This is a genomic window from Kribbella pittospori (genome assembly GCF_004331465.1).
In the GTDB taxonomy this organism is placed as follows: domain Bacteria; phylum Actinomycetota; class Actinomycetes; order Propionibacteriales; family Kribbellaceae; genus Kribbella; species Kribbella pittospori.
In genome coordinates this window covers 612650-630749 of sequence record NZ_SJKB01000003.1, presented here as the reverse complement: position 1 = coordinate 630749, position 18100 = coordinate 612650, and the positions used below count along the sequence as shown (strand labels likewise).

The following is an 18100-nucleotide window of genomic DNA, read 5'->3' as shown; positions in this document are numbered from 1 at the left end:
CGATGTCGGAGGTCCAAGGGTTCAGTCACGGGCTGGGCCTCTACTTTGTTGACGGGATGAGGTCCATCATCGTTGTGTAGCGCATTGGCCCTGTCACGACGCATTGAGTGACGGACGAGGGGCGCTGGGGGATGAAGCAGGGGGATGCTATGGCCGCGCCGAAAATCAGGTCGCTCGATCCACGGTTGTCGCCGAAGCTCGATGTCTTCTTGGGCGGGACCGACCAGGTCAACCAAGCGCGAGCGGAGCAATGCCCGTCCGTCGCCTTGGCAGAGCCCGCGGTCGATGGCACCGGAGCCGCGCCTGTTACCAGAGAGTCTGAGTTCCGCGAGACGATCGAAGTCGAGGCGGCTGGTCCGGTCGACGCCGCGAGTCCGCGAGCCCCGACGGCTCTGTCGCCGGCGGAGGTGATCGCCCTTGCGGCGAAGACCCCGCAGGAGGCGCCCCCGGAGAACGTCGTCTTCAGCCTCTTCGTCAAGCTCGATCGGGACCTGACGCCGAACGTCCGTGAGGATGCCATCAATGCGGTCAACCGCTATGCCAAGCGGTCGCGCTGGAAACTCGACACCGGCGTGGTCGAGGTCGCCGCGAAGGACGTGCGGGACCTGCTGGTCAATGCGGCCGTCGCGTACGTCGAACCGGGCCAGGCATTGCGGGGTCCGGAGCCGGTGATCGGCCACAACATCACGAACGGCCCGGGCGATACGCGGCGGGTAAAGGCGGAGAGCGCTCGTCACCACGACGGCCAGGATGTCCTGGTCGGGATCATCGACGTCGGTGGGTTCGACTTCGCCCACCCGGACTTCCTGGACAAGAGCAAGACTCGCTGGGTTGCCATCTGGGATCAGGCCGGCACCTCTCGCCCCTCTCCTGCCAACCGCAATCTGGGGCGGTACGTCGGTCTGGACTACGGCTCGGAGATCCGCGGTGAGCACATGAACGCGGCCATCGACGGCGCGCGCACCCGGAACATGGCCGCCAGCAGCCTCGAGCCCCAGTCGCAGATGGTCATCGGGTCGCACGGCACTCATGTGGCATCGATCGCCGCTGGAAACGACGGAGTCGCTCGCAACGCGTTCATCGCGGGCGTCCTTCTCGCGCTGCGCCCCGAGGACACTGTCGCGTCGTCGAGCTTCTACGACTCCACCCGGATCGCTGACGCTGTCGAGTACCTGATCGAACTGGCCGCGGAACTCGGCAAGGACAACACCCCTCTCCCGCTGTCGATCAACATCAGCCTGGGGACCAACGGGCACGCCCACGACACCTCGAGCGCCATGGCCCGGTGGATCGACAATGCGCTGGCGACGCGCGGCAGATGCGTGTCAGTCGCGGCCGGCAACGCGGGCCAGGTCGAGCCCGGCTCGCCCACCGACCGGGGATACGTCAAGGGACGGATCCACGCCAGCGGAAAGATCCCCGCGACCAACCTGCGACGCGAACTCGGCTGGATCGTCGGCGGAGACGGCGTACAGGACATCTCCGAGAACGAGCTGGAAATCTGGTACGGCCCTCAGGACCGCTTCGACGTCGAGGTCAAGCCGCCCGGTCAGCCCTGGCTGGAGCCGATCAGGCTCGGCCAGATGATCCGGAACGCGCTGCTGGGCAACGGCACGGTCCTGAGCGTCTACAACGAGGCCTATCACCCGGCCAACGGGCTGAACCGGATTTCGGTGCTGCTCTCACCGTTCTTCGGGCCGCAGCAGCCAGGCGGTAGCCCGCAACTGGGTCCGATCGCCTCCGGCGAGTGGCGTGTCCGCCTCACCGGGGCGGTCGTGCGCGACGGCAGCTTCGACGCCTGGATCGAGCGGGACGACCCACGGCGGGTGCCCGGATCCGCGCAGCAATGGCGTTACCCGTCGTACTTCGCACCGGGTTCGTACACCGACGACCGCATGATCGGCTCGCTCGCCTGCGCCGAGCGCCTGCTGTCCGTTGCGAACGCCGACATCGATCGCAACGCCGCGCATGTCACGTCCAGCCGCGGTCCGACCCGAGACGGACGGCCCAAGCCCGATATCGCCGCGAACGGAACCGCTGTGGTGGCCGCCAAGGGCTTCGACAGCGAGGTCCCGTGGATCGAGATGACCGGCACCAGCATGGCCAGCCCGTTCGTCTGCGGCGTCGCCGCGCTGATGCTGGGGATCAAGTCCGATCTGACGTCGGCGCAGATCCAGGGAATCCTGCGGTCGACCTCGTCACCGCTTCCTGGCCAGACGTTCGGCTGGCGCAACGACACCGGCTTCGGCCTGATCGACGCCACCGCCTGCGTGCGGGCCACCGCGAAGTTCACCGACATGGTGGTCAGGTCGACGGCCGCAACCGAGAGTGGGGGCACGCAATGAAGCTCGAGGTGTTCTTCTCCAAGGACGGAGACTGTCTGCTGCTGACGTCGGGCGACGGGCACCACATCTTGGTGGACGGCGGGCGAACGGCCAGTTTCGAGTCCCAGACGCGCCCGGTCCTGCAGGATCTCGCCGACAACGGCGCGCCGCTCGACCTCGTCGTCGTCAGCCACATCGACGCCGACCACATCTCGGGGATCATCCCGTTGTTGCAGGACGTCGCAGCCTGGGAGGTGCACGACTTCCAGGTGAAGGAAGGAAACAACCCCGCCTTCCCGGAGCCCAAGCGGCCCCGTCCACCAGAGATCCACGGGCTCTGGCACAACTCGTGGCGAGCGCAGCTCGGCGACCTGGCCGGACCGATCAGTGCTCTCGCCACGCAGATCTCCGAAGCGATCGAGCTCGCCCCTCGCAGCGACGCCGCGAGTACCGGCGCGGCACGGGTCGCGCTCACGTCCATCGTGGACCTCACCGAGAGCATCAGCGACGGCATCGAACTCATGAGCCTGGTCGACGACCAGACGCCTGTCCCCCGCAACAAGGGCTTCAAGAACAAACTCGTGCGGCTACGCAAGCCCATCCAGCGCCGGCACTTCGGAAGCCTCACGGTGACCGTTCTGGGGCCGACCGAAGAGCACCTCGAAGGACTGCGGAAGGAATGGCGCAAGTGGCTCGAGGACCTGCTCGGTTCGGGACGGCAGGCGGGGCCGCGGGGCGACGGGCAAGGGTTGGCGGACGGACCCGGGCTCGGTCTCGACGATCTGCTGCTGGCCGGCCCGCCCACCTCGAGGGGCGAGGCTGAGGCTCTGATCGGCTCCATCAGCACCGCGGCGGAGATCATCGCGGAGTCGAATTCCGCGCGAGTGACACCGCCGAACCGGGCCTCGATCACGCTACTCGCCGAGGAAGGCGGCAAGACCTGCCTGCTCACCGGGGACGCCGCCGAAGACGAACTCCTCGAGGGCCTGACAGCCGCCGGGCGCCTGGCCCACGGGCCTTTCCGCTGTGACATCCTCAAGGTCCAGCACCACGGCTCGGAGAACAACCTGAGCACGAAGTTCGCCGACCAGGTGTTCGCCGACCACTATGTGTTCTGCGGTGATGGTGCCCACGGCAACCCCAATCCGCGGGTCATCGCAACGATCGTCGAATCCCGGCTCAAGGCCCCCGGCCGGTTCACGATGTGGTTCAACTGCTCCGGGGACCGCACCATCGCGAGCCGCCGGGAAGCTCTCACAGCGGCCATCAAAGAAGCCCGGGATGCGGAGTCACAGCATCCCGACCGCATCGAAGTGAAAGTCCTCGCCGATCCGCAACCGTCTTTCACCATCGAGCTGTAGCGAGATCCCCGCGGAGATGAGGGTTGCGGCGCAAGCGACGGAGTTCTGGCTGACCCGGAGGGAACGTAATCTGCCTCCTCGGCCCGGCCTGAGGCAGAGGTGTCAGCATTGGGGGATGGACAGGGTTCGCGAGCTGCTCGAGGCGGAACGACGGCAAGCGCTCCGTCGTCTCGCGGGCCTGACCGGCGACTTCGACGAGGTGGTGGCTGCCTCTCGCGACGCCAACGTTGACGACGAGCACGATCCTGAGGGTGCGACGATCGCCTTCGAGAGGTCGCAGGTCTCAGCGCTCGTGCTTCAGGTCCAGGGTCACTTGGCCGAGGTCGAGGCGGCACGCGAGCGGCTGGCGGCCGGCACGTACGGGATCTGTGAACGGTGCGGACAGCCGATCGCGAAAGCCCGGCTCGAGGCGAGACCAGTCGCGCGCACCTGCATCGAATGCGTGTCCTCACGCTGAGCCGTCTAGGAGTCGAGGCGCTTCCACTGGCCCTCGGAGATGACCTCGACGGTGCCGTCGGTCACCTTGATGGCGGTCTGGTCGTCCATCGCGTACGCCGGACCCGCGATGTCGGCGGCCCACCTCTCCGCCTCGGCCATGGTGTTGTCCGGCATGGACTCGTGACCGACGTGCGGGAAGATCGAGAAGTCGACGACCCCGAGCGTGCGATCGTCCGGCGCGGAGTGCCACGCGACGAAGTCCTTGCCGATCCGCGGGGTCATCACCATGCTGCCGGCGCTCACCCCCACCCAGACCGTCTCGGGCAGCGACGGCAGCAGGTCCGCCAGGCCGGACTCCCGCATCCAATGGCACAGGTACGTCGCGTCGCCTCCGTCCACCAGCAGTACGTCGGCCTCCCGGACCCAGGGGACCCAGCGCTCCTTACCGATGCTGGGCAGCGCGGTGAGCTCCAGCACGCCCACCGACTTCCATCCCAGGCTGCCCATGTCCCACGTGGGCTCGGCGGCAACGAAGCCGCGCACGGAGGCCGGCCCGCACATCGGGTGGCCCCACTGCGCGGTCGGGATCAGGAGCGCGTCGCAGTCGGCGATCGGTTTGCCCAGCAGGTCGACGAGCGCGTCGTGGATGCTCGGGTTCGTGACACCGCCGGAAGTGAGAAGAAGCCTCACGCTTGCCTCCTGGGCGTAGCGGTCGGGAGAGTCGGGTGCAGGAGAAGACAGACTGGACCATAGCGCAACCATCGCCGTACCGGCCGGTGCGACGAACCCGTGGTTGGAGAGCGTCGAGATGAGCGAGGCAAGGGAAGACGAGGCAGGGCGGAAAACGGGTCGGGCGTCGGCCTCGGCCGGCGGGATCTACGGCACGATCGCGTCGATGGCCGTGGTGGCCGGCGGTGCGGAGCACACCCCCATCGGCCGGCTGCTGGTGGTGACCGTCCTGACCTTAGGCATCTTCTGGCTGGCACATGTCTACGCCAACGCGCTCGCTCACCATCTCAACGCGGCGGACGGCCTCGACTGGCGTGCGGTGCGGAGTGCGATGGCCGACGAATGGCCCCTGGTGACCGGGCCGCTCCCAGCGCTGGCAATCCTGGCGCTCGGGGCTCTCGACGTACTGCCGGACGACGTAGCGATCAGACTGATGCTGTGGTGCGGCGTCGCGCAGCTCCTCGGCTGGGGAATCACCTTCGCCCGCCGTCAGCGCTGGGGCTGGCCGATGGCGTTGACCACCGGCGCCGTGAACGCGACGTTCGGCATCCTCATCGTCGTCCTCGAGGTGCTGATCCACTGACGTGGCCTATCCCAGCCGGACATCGTGCGAGATGGTTCAGGGATGAGCGGCGCGAAGAAGCGGTTGAAGAAGAAGGTGTACGAGCGCGAGTTGCTGCGGCTGCAGGCTGAGCTGGTGAAGCTGCAGGAGTGGGTCCGGGTCGAGAAGGCCCGCGTGGTGGTGGTCTTCGAGGGCAGGGACGCGGCCGGGAAAGGCAGCACGATCAAGCGGGTGACGCAGTACCTCAACCCCCGGTTGGCGCGGATCGTGGCGCTGCCGGCTCCGACCGAGCGGGAGCGGACCGAGTGGTACTTCCAGCGGTACATCGAGCACCTGCCGGCCGGCGGCGAGATCGCGCTGTTCGACCGCTCCTGGTACAACCGGGCCGGTGTCGAGCGCGTGATGGACTTCTGCACCAACCAGGAGTACACGCGGTTCCTGCACCAGTCCCCGATCTTCGAGCGGCTCCTGGTCGAGGACGGCGTACTGCTGCGCAAGTACTGGTTCTCGGTCAGTGACAGCGAGCAGGAGAACCGGTTCCGCAGGAGGCTCGAGGATCCGATGCGGCAGTGGAAGCTGTCACCGATGGACCTGGAGTCGATCACCCGCTGGGAGGACTACTCGCGCGCCAAGGACGAGATGTTCGTGCACACCGACATCCCGGAGGCGCCGTGGTACGTCGTCGAGAGCGAGGACAAGCGCTCGGCCCGGATCAACATGATCGCGCACCTGCTGTCGACCATCCCGTACTACGAGGTCCAGCGACCACCGCTGGGCCTGCCGCCACGCCCGCCTTCCAAAGGCTACGAGCGAACCCCGCGAGACATGCAGACCCAAGTCCCCGACCACGCCGCGGAGCTCGCCCGTTAGGTCATCGGGCTGCGCCGCGGATGGTTGCTTGTTGCTGGGCCGTCAGGGCCAGGCGCATGGTTTCGAAGGTGTGGGCCTGGGGCGCGGCTGTCGTGGTTCGTTCGCGTACGTCGCAGACCAGGTCGGGGTAGTACGTCGTCTGGACGTCGGAGCAGTCGATGTACTGCGTGCCCTCCTGGTTCACCAGGAAGAGGTGGTCGCCGCCGTCGCGGCCGGCGATGTCGACGTACTTGCGCAGCTCGATGTAGCCGTCGGTGCCGAGGATCATCAGGCGGCCGTCGCCCCAGGTCGGCAGTCCGGCCGGGGTATACCAGTCGACCCGGATGTACCCCTGGGCGTTCTCGCTGCGCAGCAGGATCTCACCGAAGTCCTGCAGGCCCGGCTCGTCCGGGTTGGCGAAGTTCCCGACCGTGCTGGTCACGATCTCCGCGGTCTGTGCGCCGGTGAACCAGAGGAACTGGTCGATCTGGTGGGACGCGATGTCGGCGAGGATCCCGCCGTACCGGTTCTTGTCGTAGAACCAGTCCGGGCGGCCGGCGCCACCGCTGAGGTGAGCGCGGTCCCCGACCCGGTGCGGCCCGAGCCCGATGGTCTGTACGACGGTCCCGATCTTGCCCTCGCGGACCAGCTCACCGGCCTTGACCACACTGGCGACCTCGAACCGCTCCGAGAACGTCACCGACCAGAACCGCCCGCTCTGGCCGACAGCCTTCTCGATCTCGTCGAGCTGCTCGAGACTGACGCAGCCGGGCTTGTCGGTGACGACGTCCTTGCCGGCCAGCAACGCCGCGACCGCGATCGGCCCACGGCGATCCGGTACGGCGGCGGTGACGATCAGGTCGATCCCGTCCTGGCCGATCAGGTCGTCCGGACTCTCGGTCACCGGAACCTCGGGATACCGCTCCCGGACCCTGGTCGCGACCGCGGCCGTGGGGTCGTCGGTCGCCATCCCGACGAACTCGGCACCGGCCTTCACGAGGCCCGCGATCTGACCGAAGATGTGCGCGTGATCAAGCCCGACCGCGGCGAACCTGACTGCGTGCGTGGAAGTCACCCGGATTCCTCCCGACTCGGCAACGTTTCAGTGCTCACCCTATGCCAGATCGGCAAACGCTTGCCAGCCCCGGCGAGTCGGGTCCTCCCGGGCTCTTGCACAGGCGGCGTGTGGGACGGAAGATGCCCGTACGGTCGCCCTCCGGGACCGCGTGACACCGCCCTGCACCGGTAAGGAGTGACGTGAGAATTCCGTTCCTGTCGCTGAAACCCGAGGGGAGACCGGACGCAGGCCGTCGGTCTCGCCCTCGAGCTGTCCCCGCTCTGACCATCGGTGCGCTTGTGGCCGCAGCCCTGGTCCCACTCACCGTGGGCCAGGCCTCCGCCGGCACACCCACGACGTACGCCGAGACCCCCGACAGCGTCAACCTCGCCCTGCTGCCGGGCGCGGTTGCCTCTGCCAAGTCTCAACGCATGACTGCGCCCGCGCTGACGTACGCGCCTGCCAACGCGATCGACGTGTTCGTGCACAACGGATGGACCTCGAACTACGCGTCGGTCGGCGGCGGCTACGACCCGACCCAGGACTGGTTCCAGGTCAAGCTGGCCTCGCCCGCCCCGGTCTACGAGGTGTTCAGCCGCTGGACTTCCCCAGCCAAGCCGTCCGAGTACGACCTGCAGGTCTCCACGGATGCCGACTGCCAGACCTGGTCGACGGTCACCCATGTGGTGAATCCGAGCGACAAGGATTCCCAGGTGATCGACCACCAGGACCCGGTCTCGTGTGTCCGGATGCAAGCCACGGCGACGACTTCGACCACCGGGTACACCCTCAACGAGTTCGAGCTCTGGTCCGGTCCCAAGCCGCCGCCGACCGTGGGGCAGATCATCCCCGTGCCGGTCAAGCAGACGCCCGGCACCGGTCAGCCGTTCGAGCTCACCGCCATGTCGCGGATCGTCGTCTCCAGCAGTGCGCTCGCCGCGACGGGCGAGGTGCTCGCCGGTTACCTGCGGCCGGCCACCGGGTTCGTGCTTCCCGTGGTGACCGGTTCCGCCACGGCCTCCGACGTTGCGCTGAGCACCGGGCCGGTGTCCGGAATCCCAGCGGACAAAGCGGATGAAGGCTACTCGCTGACAGTGTCGAGTGCGGGCGCGAAGATCGTCGCCCCGCAAGCACACGGCCTGTTCAACGGCTTCGTGAGCCTTCGGCAACTGTTGCCAGCAGCAATCAACGCGCCCACTGCCGGCGTAGGACCGTGGACGGCACAGCCCATCACAGTCCTGGACTACCCGCGCTATGCCCATCGAGGTCTTCAACTCGACCCTGCCCGCAACTTCATGACCGTGGCCGAGATCCGGTCCATGATCGACCAGCTGGCCGCGTTGAAGGGCGACCGGCTGCACCTGCACCTGAGCGACTCCCAGTCCTGGCGGCTGGAGATCAAGGGCTACCCGGCGCTGGACGGCACCGGATGCAACGGATCGGGTTGTATCGCAGGCTTCTACACGCAAGAGGACTTCAAGGGCCTGGTCAAGTACGCCGCCGACCGGTTCATCGAGATCGTCCCCGAACTGGAGGGCCCGGCCCACGCCACCGCAGCGGTCAGGTCCCTGGGCGGCGTCGCGGTGATGGGTTGCCAGGGCCAGACCCAGACCGACCGGTTCTGCACCAACCCGAACGACCCGGCGAGTGAGCGGGCGCTCGCGTTCTGGCGGGACGCGATCGCACAGCTCGCCGCGATCTCCCCCGCACCGATCGTCCACATCGGCGGCGACGAGGCCATCGGGATGCCCCACGAGGACTACAAGTGGTGGATCGGGCAGATGGAGTCGATCGTCAACGCCAACGGCAAGCGGATGATGGGTTGGAACCCCGCGCTCGAGGGCTACGCACCAGGCTCGACCTCCATCAACCACTACTGGTCCGACTACACCGGCGGTGGTCCCCCGCTGATCAAGCCCGAGTGGTTCAACCAGGGCCGCAGTGTCATCACGACCCCGGAATGGAACGCGTACCTCGACTTCGGGTACGACGGATCGCCCGGCCGGACGCCGCGGACCGAACTCGACAAGGCCTACTCATGGGACCCGGAATGGGTGTGGGAGAAGTACCGGAACGTCTGGGCGCAACCGGCGTACGGCGGGCCGAAGGCTGAGGACATCATCGGCATCGAGGCGCCGATCTGGGGCGAGCAGATGCGTGGGTTGGCCACGAACGAGTACATGGTCTTCCCGCGGCTGGCCGGAATCCTGGAGAAGGCCTGGTCGCCGAAGGTGCTCACCCAGGACTACGACGCATATGTGCAACGGCTCAGCGTCGCTGGAGCACGGTGGGCGTTCGCGAATGTGAACTACGGCTCCATCGCCCAGGTCAACTGGACTCCGGAATCGATGGGCACGGTCACTCGCTTCGGCGTGGACCGGACCGTCAGCAACGCACCGCTGGGACGTCTGGCCGCCGGCTCGATGCCACCTGGTGAGTTCACTGCCACGGTCGATTGGGGTGACGGGTCGGCTGCCGAGGCCGGCACTGTCGCAGCACGCGACTACGTGGCGAGCCAACGTCAGGGTAGAAGCCTGATGACCGTCAGCGGGAGCCACACCTATCCGGTCGACGGTGTCTATCACGGGACAGTCACCTACAGCCGTCAGGGCCAGACCTGGGTCGTGCCGTTCGTCGCGACCGGTGTCCCGTCCTGTACGACGATGATGACCGGGACGCACGAGGGCCCGTTGACCGTGTCCTCGGGCGTCGCGTGTCTCGACGGCGCGACGGTCTCGGGACCCGTGAACGTGGCAGCGGGTGCCGGGCTCTACGCATCCGGGTCCGAGGTCCGCGGCCCGGTGACAGCGTCCGGCGCAGGCAACGTTCTGCTCTGCGGTACGACGGTGTCCGGCCCGGTGAGCGTGACCGGTCGAACCCGGGTCTGGCTCGGCAACCAGAGCGGCGAGTGCGCGCCGGCGACGGTCCAGGGTCCGGTGACGGTCCGCAGTTCGGTGGGTCAGGTGACGATCGACGGTGCCACCGTGGCGGGTCCGCTCGTCGTACAGAACAACACCGGCTCGACGATTGTCTCCGGCAACCACATCAGCGGACCACTGTCCTGCACGGGCAACACCCCCGCCCCAACCAACGCAGGCCAACCCAACACCGCCTCCGGCCCCAAGACCGGCCAATGCGCCGGCCTCTGACAGCCGGTAGCTGAACCCAGCGGCCCTGCGCACCCACAAGGTGTGCAGGGCCGCAGTTCCTGTGGTTGGTCAGAAGTTGGTCGCGCAACTGCGGCTGGCCAGCTAACGGCTGGTCAGCCTGCTCTGAGAGACGTCAGAGTGTGTGCAGCTTGGCGAAGGGCGACATGACGCGCAGCAGTTTGCCGCCGCCCAGGTCGACCACCACCGCGTAGGTTCCTTCGACCGAACTGATCCGGCCCAGGCCTTCCTTGTCGTGGGAGACCCGATCACCAACCTCGAAGGTCTTGATCGGTTCGGGCACCTTCGGCTCGAAGGGACTCGTGGACAGGTGACGACGCGTCGTCGCGCGGGAGGGCTCCACAAGGTCAGTATGCGCCCAACTCCGTCCCCTGTGCACACCGAGACTCCCTCTCCCCCGCGTCATCGGGCCAATCACTCGCCATGGATGAGGTTTGCGGGCCGGGCTTGGCCAAGACTGAGCCGGCCAGTCCCCGTCAGGAGGGTGATCACCGATGACAGCCGAAGCGCCGTCCCGGCCGGGTCTTCAGGTCGGCCCGACGAGTGAGTTCAGCCTGTTCTTCCACGTGAAACCCGGGCACGGCGAGGCACTGCGAGAGAGCCTGAAGGCCTTGCAGGCATCCCCTGGCTACCGGCCCGGCGACTACAACCTGCCGATCGGGTCCATCCACGAGGCGCGGTTCGTGCCGTTCGACAACGACACCCGGCTACTCTTCGCGACCAGCTTCGACGGCTCCTGGGACGCCTACATGCTGGACTTCGCGTCCAAACCGCTGAAACTGTTCGACGCGATCTTCCAGCACGTGGAGGGCTACGAGGGCCTGCCCGACCTGCAAGCGGTCAAGGACTTCATCATGTCCGCTCAACTCACCGCCGGCGGCTACTCGCGCAACTACGGCGGGACGGTCAAGGAGATCCGCAAGGCCGAGCGCGTGAACAAGGCGTTCCAGCAGGTCCTGGACAACCCGGAGGCGGCCGAGTTGCTGCAGGCGCCGGCCCTGGCCCCGTTGCTCGCCGAGGCGAGCGACTGACCGGCATGTCCGACCACATCTCCGGCCCGCGTGCGCTGGCCGAGCCGATCGCCGACATCACCGACGTCTTCGCGTTTCCCAGCCCGGAGACACCGGGCAACCTGGTCCTGGTCCTCAACACGCTGCCGTTCGCACCACCCGACGGCCGCTTCTCGGACGGGCTGATCTACCGGCTCCGGCTCCGGCCACTCGCGCCGGCCGGCGGACCGCCGGGATCGGCGCCGTTCGACGTGGGCACCGGCGAACTGGTCTTCGACTGCGTCTTCTCCGACCAGTCCCCCGAGGCAGGACCGCAGTCCGGTTTCTGCCGCACGCCGGCCGGCGACGAGGTCACCTTCGGAGTCGGCGACCCCGAGGGAGGCAAGGGCGCAGGGGTACGGGCGTTCGCCGGTCCTCGCTGGGATCCGTTCATCCTCGACGCCCCGGCGGCGCTGAAGACGATCGCGACCGGCAAGCTCGCGTTCACCGACCCGTCGGCGATCTTCCTGGACGGCAAGAACGTGCTGAGCATCGTCGTCGAACTCGACTGCGCGCAGCTGCTCGGCCGGCAGGACGGCCTGGTCGGTCTGGTTGCGGAGACCCTGACCCGCGGGCGGCTCAACATCCGGATCGAGCGGACCGGCCGGCCCGAGATCAAGAACCTGCTGCTGGGGCCGAAGCAGTTCGACCAGGTCAACCGGGATCTGGAGATCCGCGACCTCTACAACATGGAGGACGGGTTCCACCTGGCCGACGGCTATCTCGGCGCCTACCGGGCGCGGCTGAACGCCAACCTTGCCTTCTGGGACGGTCTGGACGGCACCGTCGACTGGCCGCCCGACGAACACGGCGACCATCCACTGACCAAGCTGGTGCTCGCTGACCAGCTGGCGGTCGACATCGGCAAGCCGTATCAGGAGCACGGGTCGTTCCTGGAGATCGAGCGGGCCGCCCTGGCTGGGCAGGAGCACACGACCTGCGGCGGGCGAGCGCTCAACGACGACGCGATGGACACCTTCTTCACCTTGCTGATCAACGCCGGCAACGGGCCGGTGATCCGGGACGGCGTCGACCACTGCTCGCGGCCGGCGTCAACCGTCTTCCCGTACCTCTCCCCCGCGAATCCCACGCCCCCGCAGCCACCGGTGCACGTGTAGGCGGCCATGACCGACGTACTCGATCTCGACGACATCCAAGCCGGCGCCTTGCACGAGCGGCCGTCGCCGTACGTCGGGATGTACATCCTGCTGCGGGTGAACGACCCGCACGACGGCCGTCGCCTGGTCCGCCGGCTCATCCCGCTGCTGTCGCCGGCCCGGTCGGTCCTGGACCGCACCCCGTCCGCGTGGTTGACGATCGCCTTCACCTACCAGGGTTTGAAGGCGCTCGGCGTACCGCAGGAGTCGCTCGACAGCTTCGCCCCAGAGTTCAAGCAGGGAATGGCGGCCCGTGCGGCCGAGCTCGGCGACGTCGGTGAGAGCGGCCCCGACCACTGGGAAGAGCCGCTCGGCAGGACCGACGTACACATCGCGCTCGCCACGCTCGCCCCGGACCAGGCGAGTCTCGACGAGCTGGTGGAGCGGGCGCGACGTGCCCAGGACGAGTTCCCCGGGATCGACGTGATCTGGCAACAGGACTGCCACCAGCTGGCGTCCGGTCGTACGTCGTTCGGTTTCAGGGACGGGATCGGGCAGCCAGCTGTGGAGGGCGTCGGAACACCGCCGACGAACCCGGGCGAGCCGCCGATCAAGGCCGGCGAGTTCGTCCTCGGCTACCCCGACGAAACCGGCGCGCTGCCACCGATGCCGACACCGGACGTACTCGGCCGCAACGGCACCTACGTCGTGTTCCGCAAGCTGCACACCCGAGTCGCCGCCTACCGCCGTTACTTGCGCGAACACGCCGCGAACCGGAGGGAAGAGGCCCTCCTCGGGGCGAAGATGGTCGGCCGTTGGCAGTCGGGGGCGCCGCTCGCGCTCGCCCCGGACGACGACGATCCGGAGCTCGGTGCGGACCCGAAGCGCAGGAACGACTTCGCCTACCGCGACGATCCGCGCGGGTTCAAGTGCCCGGCCGGCGCGCACGCCCGGCGCGCCAATCCCCGCGACTCCCTCGAGGACGAACACACCGTCGACGTACGGCTGCATCGGATGATCCGCCGCGGCACCAGCTACGGTACGGCGCTGCCCGACGGCGTCCTCGACGACGACGGAGCGGACCGCGGCATCATCTTCGTCTTCGCCGGTGCGCACCCGGGGCGGCAGTTCGAGTTCGTCAAGACGCAGTGGCTCAACGATGGCATCTTCATCGGCGCACCGCAGGAAAGCGACCCGCTGGTGGGTCCTCAGGACGGAAGCGGGATCTTCACTGTTCCCCGGCACCCGATCCGCCGCCGCCTGCAGGACATTCCGCCGTTCGTGGTCACCCGCGGCGGCGAGTACTGCTTCGCTCCTGGCCTCCGCGGGCTGCGCTGGCTGGCCGACCTGACCGAGGAGAGCCGATGACCCAAGCCACCGGAACCGACCGCTGGAAGGACCTGGACTTCGGTCCGCCCGCACCGGACGACGCGGACCCCGAGGAGTCGGTGCTGCTGGACTACACGTCCGAGGGCGCCGTCGCCGTCATCACGTTGAACCGGCCCCAGGCCGACAACGCGATCACTACCGAGATGGGTGCTCGGCTCACCGAGGTCCTGGAGACCATTGCGGTGGAGCCGGCGATCCGCGTCGCGATCATCACCGGCGCCGGGACGCGTGCCTTCTCGGTCGGCAGCGACCTGCGCCAGCGCAAGAGCATGACCAAGCAGCAGTGGTTGCGCCAGCGGCAGGACTTCGACCGGACGTTGTACACCCTGCGTCAGCTCCGCAAGCCGATCTTCGCCGCGGTCAACGGGATCGCGTACGGTGGCGGTTCGGAGATCGCGCAGAGCACCGACTTCATCCTTGCCGCCGACAACGCCACCTTCGGCCAGCCGGAGGCGATGATCGGGCTCGCGGCTGGCGGCGGCTCACCGGTCCTGCTGCCGCGGGTCCTACCGCCCGGCAAGGCCCTGCAGATGCTGATGACCGGTGACCCGATCACCGCGCAGGAGGCGTACCGGCTGGGCATGGTCAACGAGCTCCATCCCGCGGCGGAGCTGATGCCGGCGGCTCATCGTGTCGCCGCGAAGATCGCGAGCAATTCGCCGACCGCCGTACAGGCGGTCAAGCGGGCGGTCCAGCTGGGTGCCGGCCAGCCCGTCGAGCAGGCGATCTCGATCATGATGGAGGCGCACTGGCGCTCCGCGGTGCACCCGGACCGGATCGAGGGAATCGGCGCCTTCAACGACAACCGCGACCCGCACTTCCAGGACCCCGACTACTGATCCGCCGGCACCGAGGAGCACTTGCCATGTCCGTCACCATTAGCGATGCGATCGCCGCCAACCGGGCTGCCCTGGCCATGATCAAAGAGGAACCGTTCAACGCCGAGGCACCACACGCGGCGCTGCGCGATCACATCACGTCGACCGACGAGCACTACGTCCGCAGCAACTTCGCGCTGCCGGAGCACGACGGAGCCCTGCACGTGGGCGGCGCGGTCGCCACTCCCCTGTCGCTCACCGTCGATGACCTGCGGGCGATGCCGGCCGTGGAACACGCTGTCACCCTCGAGTGCGCCGGCAACGGCCGCCTCGACACCAAGCCGTTGCCGACCGGCGAACCGTGGGGCGGCTACGCGGTCTCGACGGCGTACTGGAAGGGCGCCCGCCTCTCCGACGTACTGGCACAGGCTCGGCCCGGCGCGGACGGCGTCGAGCTGCGCTGTGAAGGCGCCGACCACGGCAAGTACCACCTCAGCTCGGTCCTCGACGACGTCGACGACCTGACCTTCGTCCGCTCGCTGCCGCTGGCGAACGCCGTCGATCCGGCCGCCGAGATCCTCATCGCCTACGAGATGAACGGCGAACCGCTGCGGCCCGACCACGGCGCGCCGTTCCGGCTGGTCGTTCCGCACTGGTACGCGGTCGCGTCGGTGAAGTGGCTGACCCGGCTCGACGTACTCACCGAGCCGTTCGTGGGCGAGTTCCAGACCGGGCACTACATCTACCAGTGGCCGGACCGGCCGTTCGAGCCAGTCACCCACATGCGGGTGCGGGCCCGGATCACGGACCCGGCGCCGGCCTCCACCATCCCCGCCGGCACGTACACGATTCGCGGCAAGGCCTGGTCGGGAGACGGGGCGATCACCGAGGTCGGGCTGAGCTTCACCGGTGAGAGCGAATGGAGCCCCGCCGTGGTCGAGCCGCCGCAGACGCCGTACGAGTGGCAGGACTGGAGCTACACGTGGGAGGCCACGCGCGGCCGGCACAGCCTGCGGGCGCGCGCGACCGATGCGGCCGGCAACGTCCAGCCCGACGTACCGCCGTGGAACCGGATCGGTTACGGCAACAACGCCATCGAGATCTCGTACGTCGACGTCCGCTGACTCAGGCGGGTGCGGGGTTGGCGGGGGCGGGCGAGGAGCGTTCGCGGCGGAGCATGAAGCCCATCACGACGAAGACCAGCCCCCAGCACAGCGCGATCAGGCCGAGCCAGATCGCGATCCCGACGGCACCAGTGCCGGGGTTGGCGACGAAGAACACGCCCAGGAGGATCGACAGCGCGGCACCCAGGAGGAGTATCCAGCGGGGTGTGAGCCGGTAGCTGCTGAACGCCGTGAAGATCTCGAACAGCCCACGGATGATCAGCCAGATGCCGAAGATCCAGGTCAGTGTCTGCGCCGTCACACCCGGACTGAAGATCGCGAAGAACGCCACGACCAGCGCGATCAGCCCCAGCAGCGCACGCCCCAGCCGACTCCCCTCCGTGCTGGGCCGAACCGCCGACACCAGCAGGCTGATGCCCTCCAGCAACGCCCAGAATCCGAACAGCACCATCAGGGCGAGCCCGGTCTCGATCGGCCAGATGATCACCAGGATCCCGAACACGATGCCGACGACTCCGCGGACCACCATCATCTTCCAGCTCGACGTGAACAGCTCCCGATCCATGTCCAGACCTCCGGTCTACAGGCCACTCTCGGCCTGCAGGCGGCCGGTCCTGATGGCGTCCATGAACACCTGGTAGTCGCGCTCGTTCTGATCGGCGTACGCCTCGGCGTACTCGACCATCGCCTCGGGGAAGGCGTCGTCGCTGTTGAGGTACGTCGCCAGCGCGATCCGGTCACCGGATCGCGCATGAGCCCGGGCCAGCGTCCAGCCGCACAGCTGCCCGTACATCGTCATGCCGCGCGGGTCCATCTTCTCCACCACGGCCGACCCCTTCATGTCCCGCAACTGACGGACGTAGAAGTCGCGGGTCTGTCCGTCGATGCCGTCGAGCCGCTGCCAGCCCAGGAAGATGTCACTGGCCGCCTGCATGAGACGTTGCCCCTGCACCACGCGCTCCCCCTCGTTGCGCGGGGCGAACCGCCGCCTGAGCACCGTCGGCACTCTCGTCTTGAGCACCGAGGGCCCGGCCTCCTTGACCTGCAGGAGCAGCGGATCACCGTCGTCCCTGCCGCGCAGCAGCACGATCCAGCACCGGGTGCCGACGCTGCCCACGCCGACCACCTTGCGGGCCAGGTCGACGAACTCGAACTGGTCGAACAGGTCCCGTCGCTCGGGCGGCAACGACCGGCGGTAGAGGGTCAGCAGCTCCTTGATCGCGGCCTCGAGCTCTTCCCGGCCGGCGTCGGGCAGGAGGTCGGCGATCGGCACGACCAACGGTGGGTCAGCCTTGAGCCGGACGCCGTCATCGGTCATCTCGGTGAGCTTGGCGAAGGCCTTGAGGTTCCCGCTGCCGCGTGCCTTCAGCAGGGTCTGGTCGACGTTCCTGCGCCGGCTCGAGGTCATCTTGCTGCGAAGGGCCTCCTCGACCTCGTCGATGTCGGCACGGGCGTACCAGACGTCGAGGTTCCGCATCGTCGCGAAGTCGGCACTGGCATCGCGGTAGCGCCGGACGGTCTCCAGGACACACTTACGGCGTTCCTTCCGCGAGAACCCGTTACCCCGGCCGGCCACCGACAGGCTCGCGACGAGCCGTTTGACGTCCCACTCCCACGGACCGGCGATGGTCTCGTCGAAGTCGTTGAGGTCGAACAGCAGCCGCCGTTCGGGAGATCCGAACACCCCGAAGTTCGACAGGTGGGCGTCACCGCACAGCTGTGCGGTGAGGCCCGACACGGGTGCCGCGCCGAGGTCGGCGGCCATCCCGAGGGCGTTTCCCCGGAAGAAGGTGAAGGGCGACACCATCATCCGGCCGTGCCGCACCGGCACGAGTTCGGCGACGCGGGTCCGGGCCTGCGCCTCGAGCAGCGCGACCGGATCCGGACGGTTGGCGGGCAGTACCAGCTGCGCCTGCTCGCGCGGCGGCAGCGCTGCCCGCGCCGCGAGACCCAGGCGGGCATGATCGGACGGGGCGAGACGACGGACAGCGGACGCCGGTCCACCATTGGCGCGGGCTGCTCTCGCGGTGGGTCGGGCATGCCCCACCCTCACCATCGTGGTCCGTGCACTCATGCTGTTCGCCCCCTCCGGACATGTCGAGCCGGGTGGTCAGACTCTGATCCGCCAGAGACCCA

The 18100-nt window shown here is 68.0% G+C and carries 16 protein-coding genes; 11 read left to right on the top strand and 5 right to left on the bottom strand.

Annotated elements, in window-relative coordinates; genetic code table 11:
- The first annotated feature begins 149 nt into the window (after positions 1-149).
- The 3 genes from E0H73_RS13260 (at position 150) to E0H73_RS13250 (ending at position 4142) form a co-directional block, all read left to right on the top strand.
- Positions 150-2345 (top strand): S8 family serine peptidase, encoded by a 2196-nt coding sequence (locus E0H73_RS13260; protein ID WP_165555634.1) that lies wholly within the window; start codon positions 150-152, stop codon positions 2343-2345.
- Entirely contained in the window at positions 2342-3685 is a 1344-nt protein-coding gene (locus tag E0H73_RS13255; protein ID WP_131354434.1) for an MBL fold metallo-hydrolase, read from the top strand. The genes E0H73_RS13260 and E0H73_RS13255 overlap by 4 nt, the downstream gene beginning before the upstream one ends.
- A 115-nt stretch (positions 3686-3800) precedes the next feature.
- Entirely contained in the window at positions 3801-4142 is a 342-nt protein-coding gene (locus E0H73_RS13250; RefSeq protein WP_131354431.1) for a TraR/DksA family transcriptional regulator, read from the top strand.
- A 5-nt stretch (positions 4143-4147) separates the two neighbouring features.
- Here E0H73_RS13250 and E0H73_RS13245 read toward each other — a convergent pair whose 3' ends face one another.
- Positions 4148-4813, bottom strand: coding sequence for a Type 1 glutamine amidotransferase-like domain-containing protein (locus tag E0H73_RS13245; RefSeq protein ID WP_131354428.1), 666 nt, complete (start codon positions 4811-4813; stop codon positions 4148-4150).
- A gap of 118 nt (positions 4814-4931) precedes the next feature.
- On the opposite strand from E0H73_RS13245, the gene E0H73_RS13240 reads away from it, so the two are divergent.
- Both E0H73_RS13240 and ppk2 read left to right on the top strand, forming a co-directional pair.
- Entirely contained in the window at positions 4932-5435 is a 504-nt protein-coding gene (locus E0H73_RS13240) for a hypothetical protein (RefSeq protein ID WP_131354425.1), read from the top strand.
- 42 nt (positions 5436-5477) lie between these two features.
- Entirely contained in the window at positions 5478-6284 is an 807-nt protein-coding gene (ppk2, locus tag E0H73_RS13235) for a polyphosphate kinase 2 (protein ID WP_131354422.1), read from the top strand.
- Between the two features lies 1 nt (position 6285).
- On the opposite strand, the gene E0H73_RS13230 is transcribed toward ppk2, so the two are convergent.
- A complete protein-coding gene (locus tag E0H73_RS13230) occupies positions 6286-7338 on the bottom strand; it encodes a Gfo/Idh/MocA family protein (RefSeq protein WP_131354420.1) in 1053 nt (350 codons plus the stop codon).
- A gap of 281 nt (positions 7339-7619) precedes the next feature.
- Here E0H73_RS13230 and E0H73_RS13225 point away from each other — a divergent pair, with 281 nt between their 5' ends.
- Positions 7620-10469 carry a beta-N-acetylhexosaminidase gene (locus E0H73_RS13225; protein ID WP_131354417.1) on the top strand — a complete coding sequence of 950 codons (2850 nt, stop codon included), beginning with the start codon at positions 7620-7622 and terminating at the stop codon, positions 10467-10469.
- A gap of 133 nt (positions 10470-10602) precedes the next feature.
- On the opposite strand, the gene E0H73_RS13220 is transcribed toward E0H73_RS13225, so the two are convergent.
- Positions 10603-10830, bottom strand: coding sequence for a hypothetical protein (locus tag E0H73_RS13220; protein ID WP_131354415.1), 228 nt, complete (start codon positions 10828-10830; stop codon positions 10603-10605).
- 151 nt (positions 10831-10981) lie between these two features.
- Here E0H73_RS13220 and E0H73_RS13215 point away from each other — a divergent pair, with 151 nt between their 5' ends.
- From E0H73_RS13215 to E0H73_RS13200, 5 genes are read left to right on the top strand one after another with little or no spacing between them, the layout of a single operon-like run.
- A complete protein-coding gene (locus E0H73_RS13215) occupies positions 10982-11518 on the top strand; it encodes a hypothetical protein (RefSeq protein WP_131354412.1) in 537 nt (178 codons plus the stop codon).
- Between the two features lie 5 nt (positions 11519-11523).
- Positions 11524-12654, top strand: a complete 1131-nt coding sequence (locus E0H73_RS46570) for a DUF4331 family protein (protein ID WP_202867355.1) — start codon at positions 11524-11526, stop codon at positions 12652-12654.
- Between the two features lie 6 nt (positions 12655-12660).
- Positions 12661-14001: a Dyp-type peroxidase gene (locus tag E0H73_RS46565; RefSeq protein WP_202867354.1), complete on the top strand. Its 1341-nt coding sequence runs from the start codon at positions 12661-12663 to the stop codon at positions 13999-14001.
- Positions 13998-14861, top strand: a complete 864-nt coding sequence (locus tag E0H73_RS13205; RefSeq protein WP_131354409.1) for an enoyl-CoA hydratase/isomerase family protein — start codon at positions 13998-14000, stop codon at positions 14859-14861. Before E0H73_RS46565 ends, E0H73_RS13205 begins: the two co-directional genes overlap by 4 nt.
- Before the next feature lie 26 nt (positions 14862-14887).
- Positions 14888-15964, top strand: coding sequence for a sulfite oxidase (locus E0H73_RS13200; protein ID WP_131354407.1), 1077 nt, complete (start codon positions 14888-14890; stop codon positions 15962-15964).
- 1 nt (position 15965) lies between these two features.
- Here E0H73_RS13200 and E0H73_RS13195 read toward each other — a convergent pair whose 3' ends face one another.
- Positions 15966-16529, bottom strand: a complete 564-nt coding sequence (locus E0H73_RS13195) for an HdeD family acid-resistance protein (protein WP_131354404.1) — start codon at positions 16527-16529, stop codon at positions 15966-15968.
- A gap of 15 nt (positions 16530-16544) precedes the next feature.
- On the bottom strand, positions 16545-18038 hold the full coding sequence (locus E0H73_RS13190; RefSeq protein WP_238163971.1) for a DUF2252 domain-containing protein: 1494 nt from the start codon (positions 18036-18038) through the stop codon (positions 16545-16547).
- Between the last annotated feature and the right edge of the window lie 62 nt (positions 18039-18100).